At 75.0% G+C, this 12,417-nt stretch carries 11 protein-coding genes; 4 read left to right on the forward strand and 7 right to left on the reverse strand.

The genetic code is table 11. The features are described 5' to 3' along the window. Together F8279_RS26745 and F8279_RS26750 are read right to left on the reverse strand one after the other, a co-directional pair. Window positions 1–974: PHB depolymerase family esterase (locus F8279_RS26745; RefSeq protein WP_151501404.1), on the reverse strand; the 974-nt coding region annotated here is incomplete at its 3' end. A 128-nt stretch (window positions 975–1,102) separates the two neighbouring features. Continuing rightward, the gene (locus tag F8279_RS26750; protein WP_151501405.1) at window positions 1,103–2,188 is read right to left on the reverse strand and encodes a DUF4037 domain-containing protein; all 1,086 of its coding nucleotides are present in this window, start codon (window positions 2,186–2,188) and stop codon (window positions 1,103–1,105) included. A gap of 99 nt (window positions 2,189–2,287) precedes the next feature. Between F8279_RS26750 and F8279_RS26755 the strand changes: the two genes are divergently transcribed. Next, the gene (locus tag F8279_RS26755) at window positions 2,288–3,211 is read left to right on the forward strand and encodes a 5'-3' exonuclease (RefSeq protein WP_151501406.1); all 924 of its coding nucleotides are present in this window, start codon (window positions 2,288–2,290) and stop codon (window positions 3,209–3,211) included. Window positions 3,212–3,219: 8 nt separating this feature from the next. Here F8279_RS26755 and F8279_RS26760 read toward each other — a convergent pair whose 3' ends face one another. Beyond that, on the reverse strand, window positions 3,220–4,107 hold the full coding sequence (locus F8279_RS26760; RefSeq protein WP_151501407.1) for an MHYT domain-containing protein: 888 nt from the start codon (window positions 4,105–4,107) through the stop codon (window positions 3,220–3,222). A 168-nt stretch (window positions 4,108–4,275) separates the two neighbouring features. After that, window positions 4,276–7,056, reverse strand: coding sequence for an RNA helicase (locus tag F8279_RS26765; RefSeq protein WP_151501408.1), 2,781 nt, complete (start codon window positions 7,054–7,056; stop codon window positions 4,276–4,278). A 103-nt stretch (window positions 7,057–7,159) separates the two neighbouring features. Here F8279_RS26765 and F8279_RS26770 point away from each other — a divergent pair, with 103 nt between their 5' ends. Together F8279_RS26770 and F8279_RS26775 are read left to right on the forward strand one after the other, a co-directional pair. Then, window positions 7,160–7,906: an HAD family hydrolase gene (locus F8279_RS26770; RefSeq protein ID WP_225853423.1), complete on the forward strand. Its 747-nt coding sequence runs from the start codon at window positions 7,160–7,162 to the stop codon at window positions 7,904–7,906. Window positions 7,907–7,963: 57 nt separating this feature from the next. Beyond that, a complete protein-coding gene (locus F8279_RS26775; protein WP_151501410.1) occupies window positions 7,964–8,914 on the forward strand; it encodes a DMT family transporter in 951 nt (316 codons plus the stop codon). On the opposite strand, the gene F8279_RS26780 is transcribed toward F8279_RS26775, so the two are convergent. The 3 genes from F8279_RS26780 to F8279_RS26790 all read right to left on the reverse strand — a co-directional run bounded on the left by F8279_RS26780 (window position 8,877) and on the right by F8279_RS26790 (window position 11,380). Further along, window positions 8,877–9,803, reverse strand: coding sequence for a diacylglycerol kinase family protein (locus tag F8279_RS26780; protein ID WP_151501411.1), 927 nt, complete (start codon window positions 9,801–9,803; stop codon window positions 8,877–8,879). The two genes, F8279_RS26775 and F8279_RS26780, sit on opposite strands and share 38 nt — an antisense overlap. Before the next feature lie 108 nt (window positions 9,804–9,911). After that, window positions 9,912–10,613 (reverse strand): fasciclin domain-containing protein, encoded by a 702-nt coding sequence (locus tag F8279_RS26785; RefSeq protein ID WP_151501412.1) that lies wholly within the window; start codon window positions 10,611–10,613, stop codon window positions 9,912–9,914. Window positions 10,614–10,681: 68 nt separating this feature from the next. Further along, window positions 10,682–11,380, reverse strand: a complete 699-nt coding sequence (locus tag F8279_RS26790) for a hypothetical protein (protein ID WP_151501413.1) — start codon at window positions 11,378–11,380, stop codon at window positions 10,682–10,684. 197 nt (window positions 11,381–11,577) lie between these two features. Between F8279_RS26790 and F8279_RS26795 the strand changes: the two genes are divergently transcribed. Then, window positions 11,578–12,417 (forward strand): ABC transporter substrate-binding protein (locus F8279_RS26795; protein WP_225853422.1); only part of this gene is annotated, 840 nt, incomplete at its 3' end.

Consider the following 12,417-nt stretch of genomic DNA (forward strand, 5'->3'; position numbering starts at 1 on the left):
GTGGGCGGGGGCGTCGTCGGCGGCGCGGTGGTCGGCGGCGGCGTGGTGGAGTCCAGGCCGAAGAAGCGGATGGCCTGGGCCGCGTCCACCGGCAGGTTGTGCGTGACGCCCTGCATGCTGATCGCCTCGACGGTCGCGGTGCCGCCGGTGCCGCCGTAGCGGGTACGGGTGTAGCCGGCCTGCGGGCTGTCCGTGTACGCGGGCGTCTGGCTCAGCCCGTTCACGTTCGTCCACTGGTCGATCTGCTCGCCGAAGTTCGGGTAGCGCAGCGTCTCGTCGTTGGTACCGTGCCAGATCTGCATCCGCGGACGCGGGCCGGTGTAGCCGGGGTAGGCGTTGCGCACCAGGTCACCCCACTGCTGCGGGGTTTTCAGCACCTGGCCGTTGGCGCACTCGCTGTTCCACTCCGAGCCGTTGGTGGTGGCGAAGCAGGCGAAGGGCACACCGGCGAAGGCGGCCCCGGCGCGGAACACGTCCGGGTAGTCGCCGAGCAGCACGTTCGTCATCATCGCGCCGGACGAGGTGCCGGTGGTGAAGATCCGCTGCGAGTCGACCGGGTAGCGCTGCCGCACGTGGTCCACCATGGACTTGATGCCCACCGGGTCGCTGCCGCCGTCGCGGCGCAGCGCCTGGGGCGAGGAGACGTCGAAGCACTTGCTGCTGCGCGTCACCGACGGGTAGACCACGATGTAGCCGTACCGGTCGGCGAGCGCCGCGAACTGGGTGCCGGAGTACATGGCCGGGCCGCTGCCGGTGCAGTAGTGGTTCACCACGAGCAGGCCGGGCCGGGCCGCCACGGTGTCCGGGACGTACAGGTACATCCGCAGGTTGCTCGGGTTGGCGCCGAAGTTCGTCACCTCGGTCAGCGCGGCGGCCGAGGCCGGCCCGGGGACGGCGAGCGCCGCCCCGACGGCGAGCCCGGCGGCGGCCAGCGCCGCTCCGAGCAGCCGGAGTCTGCTCCTTCTGGACAGCATGCGTTCTCCTCGGATGGTGGGAACGCCGCCTGGCGCGGCGTTCTCGCCGGCGAGGCGCCTACGACGGGCGGCCCGGACCCTCGGAGACGAGATAGACAGTCGCGGATCGATGCGACTCGAATCGGAGTCTAGGCCCCGACCGGCGGACCGACAACCGCCGCGGCCACCCGGCGGGCACGGTCGGGGTGGGTGAGCACGTCCACGCTGTCCACGTACTGGTCCACCGCGCCCACCGGCGGCCGGTCGCGCAGCTGCGGGTCGGTGATCGCGGCGCGCAGCGCCTCGACGAACCGGCAGGCGTGCAGCACCAGGAACGGCCGGTCGTGGAACGGCCGGGCCGCCGGGTCCACCGGCGGCGCCGGCGCGGCGTCGTTGGTCCAGCCGGCGACCGTCTCCAGCGCCCGGACCAGGCCGGGCTCCCGCGCCCCCCAGTCACCGGGGCCGAGCGCGGCGGCGAGCCCGTCCACCACCGGCGCCGCGTCCGGCAGCGTCGCGAACACCGTGCCGAGCCATTTCGCGTACGGGGGCCAGCGCCGGTGCAGCAGCAGGCCGAGGCGCATCAGGTCCCGGGCCAGGCCGGCGACCACGACCCGGCTGCCCAGATCGTCGCCGACCTCGGCGCACCGGCCGGCCAGGTGCTCGGCCTGCGCGACCCGCTGCCACCCGGAGGCGAGCACGTACCGCCACACGTCGTCCGGATACCAGGCGAGCCGGGCGCGGACGGCGCTGAGCGCGCCGTCGAGCCCGTCGTGGAACACCGCTCCCCCGGTCAGCTCGGCCAGCCGCTGCGTCGGCGTCGCCAGCCAGTCCACCGCCGTCAGCCCGGCACGCGGGTCGGCGCCGAGCCGCTCCCGCAGCCATCCGCCCAGTTCGTCGACCGTCACGCCGTGCCGGTCGCCGTCGGCGCGGACCGTGCCGAGCCGCGCCTCCGGCCCGCCCGCGTACCGGGTCGGCCAGCCGAGGAACCGTGCCGGCAACTCCGCGTCCAGCACCGCCCGGACCGGCGCCACGTCGTGCGCGTCCGCCACGAAGAGCTGGGTACGCGGACCCCAGTCGTGGTCGGTGGAGCGGGGCGTGTCGAGACCGAGCAGCTCGGAGCCGCCGTCGAGCAGACCGGCGGAGTACGGCAGGCCGGGCATCCGCCGCGCCAGCAGCGGACCCACCACCTCGTCGTGGAACCGGCGGGCCAGGGTCAGGCCGGGTACGAAGCTCACCCCGCCAGTCTGCGCACCGGACGCCCTCCGCGCGCCCGGGTTTCCGGCCCGGCAGTCGCCTCCCCCATCTCGTCACAGGGCTGTGGAAGGCTTGTCCGCGTGGCACACCGACAGCCGATCCTCCTGATCGACTCCCCCAGCCTCTACTTCCGCGCCTACTTCGGCATCCCCGAGTCGGCCGCGAAGACCGGCGACGGCCAGCCGGTCAACGCCGTACGCGGATTCCTCGACATGCTCGCCCAGCTCGTGCGCACCCGCCGGCCCGATCGCATGATCTGCGCGCTCGACCACGACTGGCGCCCGGCGTGGCGGGTGGAGCTGCTGCCGTCGTACAAGGCGCACCGGGTCGCGCCCGAGGGCGGCGAGGTCGTGCCGGACACGCTGTCCCCTCAGGTGCCGATGATCCTGGAGGTGCTGGACGCGCTCGGCATCCCGGCCGTGGGGGCCGACGGCTACGAGGCCGACGACGTGCTCGGCACGCTCTCGGTGACCCAGCCGGGCCCGGTCGAGGTGGTCTCCGGCGACCGCGACCTGTTCCAGCTCGTCGACGACGCCCACCCCGTGCGCCTGCTGTACGTCGGCCGGGGCGTGGCCAAGCTGGACGACTGCGACGACGCGGCGGTCCGCACCCGCTACGGCGTGCCGGCCGACCGGTACGCCGACTTCGCGGCGCTGCGCGGCGACCCCAGCGACGGGCTGCCCGGCGTGGCCGGGGTGGGCGAGAAGACCGCGGCCCGGCTGATCGACCGCTACGGCGGGCTGGACGGCATCCTGGCCGCGCTCGACGACCCCCGCTCCGGTTTCGCGCCGGGACTGCGGGCGAAGCTCGACGCCGCCCGCGACTACCTGGCCGTGGCGCCGAAGGTGGTACGGGTCGCCACCGACGTGCCGCTGCCCGAGCTGGACCCGACACTGCCGGCGTCCCCCGCCGACCCGGACCGGCTGCTGGAGCTGGCGCAGCGCTGGAACCTGGCCGGCTCGTGCCGCCGCCTGGTCGACGCGCTGGCGGGCGACCGATCGTGATCAGTTGATCACGAAGGGCGGTCGGTGCTCCGCCGGGACGGGAACTGCGCGCCGGGCTGTGCAAGCGTCGAGCGGGCACGCAGGCCGACCGGGTCCGGCGCGGGTTCGGCGGCCACGGTCTGCGGCCCCTCGTCGAGCCGCGCGCTGACGTACGCGGCCCCGGCCCGGTCGTCGTCCGAGGGCGCGGCGAGCAGCGCGTAGACGAGCCCGACCACACCGAAGACCACCGCCAGCACGATCGGCACCAGCAGCCCGCTCACCTCGGTGCCGGAGGCCGGGCCACGGCTCTCGTGCAGGTGCACCGACAGCGCGCTCATGCCGGTGAAGTGCATGCCGTTGACCGCGATGCCCATGACCAGCGCCGACGCGGCGATGGCGAGCCCTCGCCGGACGGTCATCGCCAGCCAGAGCGCCACGGTGGCGGCCACGATCGCGATGACGACCGACAGCGTGACCCGCAGCGGGTCGTAGCCGAGCGAGCCGTCCAGGCGCATGGCGGCCATGCCGGTGTAGTGCATGGCGGCCACCCCGGCGCCGGTGAAGAACCCGCCGGCGAGCAGCCGGGGCGCGGCGAGCCGCCCGGTGCCCACGATCGCCAGCCCGATGCCGACCGACGCCACCGCGATCACCGTGCTGGCGGCCGTCAGCGGCACGTCGTAGCGGATCCGGGTGCCGCCGACGGCGAACCCGAGCATCGCCATGAAGTGCATGGCCCAGATCGCCGTGCCGCCGAGCGCCCACGCGGCCAGCAGGCCCCACCAGGCGCGCTGGCCGGCGCTGGTGGCGGTCCGGATCCGCCCGGCGCAGACCAGGCCGAGCGCCGAGCCGAGCACCGACAACGCGTAGCTGAGCGCGGGTGTGATCCACCCGTACTCGAAGTGATTGATCTCGCCCACGACGCCCTTCCCCCTCACCATCGGCGCAGCGCGACCCACGGCGCCCCGGGGCAATGATGGGATAGGCCCTGGCCAGGGCATGCATCGACCCCCCGACAATTCGCCGGGTGGTAGCGCCGTGACGCAGCGGTGCGTCGGTTTCCGGCAACCGGTGACCGAAAGTGACCGTTAGGCCGAGGCGTGGTAGGCCAGCACGCCGCGGTTGACCGCCGCGATGGCCTGCCGGGCGGTGCCGCGCAGCTCGGCCGAGGCGCCGCCCGAGTCGGCGACCTGCCCGAGCAGGTCGACCACCTGGCGCGCCCAGCGGACGAAGTCGCCGGCCGGCATCTCCCCGTCGATCTGGTGGCCGCTGGCCAGCACCTTCGCCAGCGCCTCACCGCGCGCCCACCGGTAGATCGGCCAGGCGAAGCCGAGATCGGGCTCCCGTGTCACGGCCAGGCCGCGCGCCGCCTCGTCCGCCTCGATGTCGCCCCACAGCTTGAGCGTCTCGTCGACCGCGTCGGCAACCCCGCCGCGCGGCAGCGACGCCCGCTCGTCGACGTCCCGCCGGGCCTCGAAGACCACCACCGACACGGCGGCGGCCAGCTCGGCCGGCGACAGGCCGTCCCACACCCGGCGGCGCAGGCACTCGGCCACCAGCAGGTCGGCCTCGGTCCAGATCCGGGCCAGCATCCGCCCGGCGTCGGTGACCTCGCCGTCGGCGGCCAGGTAGCCGCGCGCCGTCAGCAACGCGACGATCCGGTCGAAGGTACGGGCCAGCGAGCCGGTCCGCCCGGACACCCGCTGACGCAGCTCCTCGGTGTCGCGTTCCAGCCGGCGCCGCCGCTCCGCCCAGCGGGCGTGCTCCTCCCGGTCCGGGCAGGCGTGACACGGGTGCGCGCGCAGCTCGACGCGGAGCTGGCTGAGCTGGTGGTCCTCCCCCGCCGCCTGACGGGACCGGCCGCCCCGCCGGCCGCCGTGCCGGTCCAGGCCGGTCCCGCTGACCGCGGCGGCCAGATCCCGGCGGGCCGCGGGCGAGCGGTGGTTGAAGTGCTTCGGCACGCGGATGCGGGTGAGCACCTCGGCCGGGGTGGTGAAGTCGCCCGGGGTGACCCGCCCGGCCCAGCGGTCCTGGGTGAGGACCAGCGGCCGGGGCTCGCCGAACCCACCGGTGGCCGGGTCCAGCACCACTGCCAGGCCGGCCCGCCGCCCGGACGGCACCCGGATCACGTCACCGACCCGCAGCCGCTCCAGCGAGGCGACGGCCGCCGCCTTGCGCTGGGTCTGCCCCTGCCGGGCGATGGCGCGTTCCCGGTCGGCGATGGCCACCCGCAGCGCGAAGTACTCGTCGAAGTCGCCGTGGTGGCAGGCGGCCTCCGCGCCGTACGCCTCGATGGTCTCGGTGTTGCGCTGCACCTGCCGGGCCAGGCCGACCACCGACCGGTCGGCCTGGAACTGCGCGAACGAGGACTCCAGCAGTTCCCGGGCCGGCGCCGCGCCGACGCTGCCGACCAGATTGACGGCCATGTTGTACGACGGCCGGAAGCTGGAACGCAGCGGGTATGTGCGGGTGGAGGCGAGCCCGGCGACGTGCCGGGGGTCGGTCTCCGGCGACCAGACGACGACCGCGTGGCCCTCCACGTCGATGCCGCGGCGGCCGGCCCGGCCGGTGAGCTGGGTGTACTCGCCGGGGGTGAGGTCGACGTGTGCCTCGCCGTTGAACTTCACGAGGCGTTCCAGCACCACGCACCGGGCCGGCATGTTGATGCCCAGCGCGAGCGTCTCGGTGGCGAAGACGGCCTTGACCAGCCCGCGGACGAACAGCTCCTCGACGACCTCCTTGAACGCGGGGAGCATGCCGGCGTGGTGGGCGGCCAGCCCGCGCTCGAGGCCGTCGAGCCACTCCCAGTAGCCGAGCACCGACAGGTCCTCGCCGGGGATCGCGGTGACCCGGGACTCCACCACCCGGCGGATCTCGGCGCGCTCATCCGGGGAGGTCAGGCGCAGCCCGGCGGCGAGGCACTGCTGCACGGCGGCGTCGCAGCCGGCCCGGCTGAAGATGAACAGGATCGCCGGGAGCAGCCCCTCCCGGTCGAGCCGGTCGACGATGTCCGGGCGCATCGGGCCGCGCCAGCGCGGGCCGCGCCGCCCGCCGCCGGGACCGGCGCTGCGGCCCTCGCCCAGCTCCAGCCGGCGCATCGTGTCCCGGGTGTAGCGCAGCAGCTCCGGATGCACGTCGTGCTTGCGGGCCGCGTCGGCGTCGTGGAACAGGTCGAACATCCGCTTGCCGACGAGCATGTGCTGCCACAGCGGCACCGGCCGGTGCTCGGAGACCACCACCGCGGTCTCGCCGCGCACGGTGACCAGCCAGTCGGCGAACTCCTCGGCGTTGGAGACGGTGGCCGACAGCGACACGAGCGTGACCGACTCCGGCAGGTGGATGATCACCTCTTCCCAGACCCCGCCGCGGAACCGGTCGGCCAGGTAGTGGACCTCGTCCATCACCACGTACGCCAGGCCCTCCAGCGTGGCCGAGCCGGCGTAGAGCATGTTGCGCAGCACCTCGGTGGTCATCACCACCACCGGCGCGTCACCGTTGATCGCGTTGTCGCCGGTGAGCAGGCCGACGTGCTCGGCGCCGTAGCGGTCCACCAGGTCGTGGTACTTCTGGTTGGAGAGCGCCTTGATCGGCGTGGTGTAGAAGCACTTGCGCCGGGTCGCGGGCGCGTCGCCGCCGGGACGGCCCCGCAGCGCCAGGTGCACCGCGAACTCGCCCACCACGGTCTTGCCGGCGCCGGTGGGCGCGCAGACAAGCACGCCGCTGCCCCGCTCCAGCGCCTCGCACGCCTCGCGCTGGAAGTCGTCGAGATCGAACCCGAGATCCAGGGAGAATTCGTCCAGGGCCGGGAAGGCGGAGGCCTGCGCGGCCCGGCGGCGCGCCGCGGCGTACCGCTCGGCGGGGCTCGACATGGATCCAAGATTAATCGGTACGGCCGGGGAGCACCGGTCAAGGCCATCCGGCAGGACGGTCGGAGCGGTCGGTAGGGTGCACGACGTGCCGGACCGTACCGAACTGCCCCACGTCTCGAGCGGCGCCGACGACGCCGTCCGCCCGGGCCCGTCCCGCCGGCCGGTGGAGGCGGTGCTCTTCGACTTCCACGGCACCCTCGCCCAGGTGGAGGAGCCGCTGGCCTGGGTGCTCGCCGCCGCGTCCGCCTGCGGCGTGGAGCTGGACCGGATCCGGGCCACCTCGCTGGCCGACCGGCTGCTCACCGCCGGGCGTGCCGGCGGCCCGCTGCCGGCGCGGGTGCCACCTCGGCTGGCCGAGCTGTGGGCCGACCGTGATCTCTACCCGCACGCGCATCGGGGCGCGTACACCGGGCTGGCCGAAACCGTCGACACCGGCATCGACGGGTTCGCCGACGCGCTCTACGAGCGGGTGCTGGTGCCCGAGGGCTGGGTGCCGTACCCGGACACCGCCCCGGTGCTCGGTGCGCTGCGGTCCGCCGGGGTGAAGGTGGCAGTGGTCAGCAACATCGGCTTCGACCTGCGGCCGCTGTTCGCCGCCTGGGACCTCGACGCGCTCGTCGACGCGTACGCGCTGTCGTACGAGGTGGGGCGCTGCAAGCCGGACCCGGGCATCTTCCTGCGGGCCTGCGGGATGCTCGGCGTCGACCCGGAGCGCACGCTCATGGTGGGCGACACACCGGCCGACGCGGGCGCGGTGGCGGCCGGGTGCGGGGTGCTGGTGCTGCCCTGCGCCGACGCCGGCCGCCCGAACGGGCTCGGCGCGGTGCTGGACCTGGCCGGGGCCGGCTGAGCGCTCGGCCCACCAGCGGCGCGAACGCGTCCCGGCGCACGGGCTACCGTCAGGGGCATGACCGGTGTCCACCCCTTGCCGCCGCGTGCGCCGGGACGGCTCGGCGGGGTCGCGCTGGTGCTCGGCGGGGCCCTGTCGGTGCAGTTCGGCTCCGCGCTGGCCGCGCTGCTGTTCCCGCGTACCGGGGTGGCCGGGGCGGTGACGCTGCGGCTGGCCATCGGCGCGCTGCTGATGCTCGTGTTCTGCCGCCCGCGGGTACGCGGTCACGGGCGCCGCGACTGGGCGGCCGTGCTGGCGTTCGGGCTGGCCCTGGCCGGCATGAGCTCGATCTTCTACCAGGCGATCGAGCGGATCCCGCTCGGCCCGGCCGTCACGCTGGAGGTGCTCGGCCCGCTGGCGCTGTCGGTGATCGCCGCGCGCCGGGTGGCCGCCTGGTGCTGGGCCGCGCTGGCGCTGGCCGGGGTGGTCCTGCTCGGGCAGGGCGGGTTCGACCGGCTCGACCCGGCCGGCGCCGCGCTGGCGCTGACGGCGGGCGCCATGTGGGCCGCGTACATCGTCTGCTCGGCGCGGATCGGCGCGCGGTTCCCCGGCTCCGACGGGCTGGCCCTCGCCCTGACCGTCGCCGCGCTGCTCACCCTGCCGTTCGGGCTGGCGGACGCGGGCGGTCGCCTCGCCGATCCGGTGGTGCTGGGGCTCGGCACCGGGCTGGCGCTGCTCGCCTCGGTGCTGCCGTACAGCCTGGAACTGGCCGCGTTGCGGCGGCTGCCGACCGCGACGTTCGCGGTGATGATGAGTCTCGGTCCGGCGATCGCCGCGGTGGCCGGCTGGCTGGTGCTCGGCCAGGCGCTGCGCCCGGTCGAGGTGCTCGCCATCGCGCTCGTGGTCGCCGCGAGCGCCGGCACGGTCCACGCCGCCGTCCCGCCCTTACCGGACCCGCCTTCCGCCGTGCCGCCGGCCGCCCCGGCGGCGGTCAGCGCAGCAGCCGCAGCGCCGCTGGGACGGCGGTGACAGTGACCGGCAGGTCGAAGGAGCGCTCCCCGTCGGCGTACGTGGTGATGCCCTCGGCGGCCAGCTCCACCGTCCGCGCCCGGTAGACGCGCGCCAGCGGGTGCGTGACGTGGGTGCCCTGGTAGATCTGCGGCTTGACCCGCATCAGCGTGCGCCTGTCGAACCGGCCGCCGACCACCACGTCCAGCAGGCCGTCGTGCGGGTCGGCGTCCGGGCAGATCCGCATGCCGCCGCCGTAGCTGGCCGTGTTGCCGACGGCGACCAGCACCGCGTCCACCTCCTGCGCCACCCCGTCGAGGACCAGCCGGTAGCGGCGTGGCCGCAGCCGGGCCAGTTCCACCACTATCGCCAGGTCGTACCGGCGAGGGCCGCGCGGCCAGCGCATCCGGTTGGCGCGCTCGTTGACGATCGCGTCGAAGCCGGCCGCGAGCACCGCGCCGAACCAGCGGTCGGCCTCCCCGGTCCGGGACAGCCGCGCCAGGTCGACCGGGCGGGCGCGGCCGGCGGCGAGCGCCGCGGTGATCACCTCGACGGCGGCCGTCGGGTCGGCCGGGAAGCCGGCCTCCACCGCGAAGTCGTTGCCGGTGCCCGCCGGGACCGGCCCGAACGGCACGGCCGTGCCGGCGACCGCCTGCATCGCCCGGTGCGTCGTGCCGTCGCCGCCCACCGCGACGAGCGCCCCGGCGCCGCCGGCGACCGCGGCGTGGCACGCCGCCTCCGCCTCCTCGGGGGTACGCGCACGCAGCAGCTCGACCGGGCGGCCCGCTCCGGCGAGGCGCTCCAGGATCCCGGGCAGCAGACCGCGGTGCCGCCCCCGGCCCGCGGCCGGGTTGGCGAGCACGGCGACGGGGCCGGGCGGGACATGATCGTGCGCGGTCACGGCGAGCACCGTACGGCACGGCTCGCGCCGCCCACCAGAGGCAGATCAGGCGGCGAACCGTCCGGCGCACGCCGACGGCGCCCGGCAGGGGGTGCCGGGCGCCGTGGCGGGGGTGGTTCAGGGCAGGTCGATCGGGCGCAGCACCCGGTCCACCGCGTGCGCGATCTGCTTGTTGCCCTTGTTGATGTCGTACCGGACCACCCGCGCGTTGCGGTCGCTGGTGTCGGCGTCGACCAGGCGCACCTCGCGGCCGTACCAGCAGCGCTTCACGTCCACCTCGACGGTGGCGCCGAGCGCGGTGGTCAGGTCCGCGCCGTCGGCCTTCAGCGCCGCCTTCCGGTCGATCGTCGCGCCGGGCACGACGTGGTAGAGCAGGACGTCCTCCACGGTGTCCACGCCCAGACCGGCGACCGCGTCGAACGCGGCCTTCTCACCGGGCAGCTTCTTCGCGGCGGTGATGTCCCGCACCAGCTCGCGGAACGCGTAGTCGTTCGGCACGAACGCGGTCAGGGCGACGGTGCCGTCGGTGAGCACCTTCACCGGCGAGTCCGGCTTGGCCTGCAACACCGTCAGGACCGCCTTCGTGAGGACGTCGAAGTCCCGCGAGTTGCGGTCGAAGCCGCTCTTGTCGGCGGTGAGCACGGCGGCCAGCGACCGGGTGCCCGGCTGCTTGGCGCCGGCCTGGGCGGGCACGGCGACGGCGGTGGTGGCCACCGCCGCGGCGGTGGCGCCCACGGCCAGCCGGGCGGCGAGACGAGCGATGTTCATCGGGGAGCCTTTCGTCGAGGCGACCAGGTCCGTGACTGTCGTCACGACCATTGCTTCGCCCGGACCATCCCCGGTGGATGCACCCGGATCGGCCGACTTCGGATCGACGCTGCTCCGCCTCAGCGGACCACCAGCCGCCTGCTCACCGACGGCACGCCGTCGCCCTTGACCTTCAGCGACCAGTCCCCCGCCGCGCCCAGCGTCACCACGGTCTCGGCGGTGCCGTTGGCCTCGGCCTTCATCTCGGCGACCCGCTTGCCCTCGGGGTTGAGCACATACAGCGTCCGGGCCCCGGCGGTCTTGTTCGTCACCTTGAACGCGAGCTTCTCGCCCGGCTCGGCGATCAGGGCGTCCACACCGTTCATCGCGTCGTCGGTCAGCTCGATCGTCACCGACCGGTCGTAGGCCACCTCGGCCGCGGCGCTGGCGAGGTTGCCGTCGTCGGAGACGGTGATCCGGGTCCGCACGCCGTCGCCCTGCCGGCCCGGCTTGCAGGCCACCTCGTACGTGCCGGTCTGCAGCGACGCGCGCAGGTCGCCGGTGCGGCCCGCCGGCACGTCCGCGACCTCGGCGATCACCTTGGTGAAGGCGTCGCCCTCCCGGCCGTAGACGTAGACCCCGGTGGCCTGCTGACCCCGGTTGGTCACCGTGAACGTGACGGTGCCCGGGGTGAACAGCGTGGTGGTGACCTCGCAGCTGGTGTCGGTGGCGGTCACCGGCACCTGCTGGCCTTTCGGCGCGGGCTCGTCGTCACCGCAGGCGGTGAGCGCGGTGGCCGCGCAGAGGATGGTCAGGACGGCGGCGGTACGGCTCTTCATCGGGTTCTCCGGAGCGCAGGTCAGCGTGCTGACCGGAACGGGGCGCCGACGCACCCCGGCACACCGCCCGGGGGGCTCGGCGGAGTCAGCAGAGTCTAAGCGGGTACGGCGTCCCGGCAAGGCCCGAGGGCGACCCGGTGTCCGGTCCGGACCGGCCTCGGGACGGGGCGGTCCGTCCGCAGGGCATGATGGCGGGCATGCGGCTGGTCTCCCTGCTCCCCTCCGCCACCGAGATCGTGTACGCGCTCGGCCTCGGCGACGACCTGGTCGGCGTCACCTTCGAGTGCGAGGTGCCCGCGCGCGACCGGTCGGACACCACAGTGGTCGTCGGTGGCCGGGACACCCGGGGCATGAGTCCCGGCGACATCGACGCGTACGTCCGGGCGCAGGTCGCGGCCGGTGCCGACCTCTACACGCTGCACGCCGGGGCGCTCGCCGGGCTGGACCCGGACCTCATCCTCACCCAGGATCTCTGCCGCGTGTGCGCGCTGCCCTCGGGCCGGGTCGCCGACGCCGTGGAGCACCTGGGGTGCCGGGCCGACGTGCTGTCGCTCGACCCGTACACCCTCGACGACGTGCTGGAGTCGATCCGCGCGGTGGGCGCTGCGGCCCGGGTGCCGGATCGCGCGGAGGCCCTGGTCGACGGTCTGCGTGCCCGGCTCGCGGCGGTCGGCGCGGCGGTGGCGGGCCGGCCCCGGCGCCGGGTCGCGGTGGTCGAATGGGTGGACCCGCCGTTCGGCGCCGGGCACTGGATCCCGGACCTGGTCGACGTCGCCGGCGGCGAGCCGGTCGCCACCCATCGGGGCGCCCGGTCCGCGCCGACCACCTGGGACGCCCTGCGGGCCGCCCGCCCCGAGGTGGTGCTGGTCGCGCCGTGCGGGTTCCGCCTCGACGGCGCGGCCGAGCAGGCCGCCACGGTGGCCGGGCACTTCCCGGACGCGCAGGTGTGGGCGCTGGACGCGGATGGTCTGATCGTGCGCGCCGGCCCGCGCCTGGTCGACGGCGCCGAGACGATAGCCGCGATCCTGCACCCCGAC

The sequence above is a fragment of the Micromonospora sp. AMSO1212t genome (genome assembly GCF_008868145.1).
Classification (GTDB): domain Bacteria; phylum Actinomycetota; class Actinomycetes; order Mycobacteriales; family Micromonosporaceae; genus Micromonospora; species Micromonospora tulbaghiae.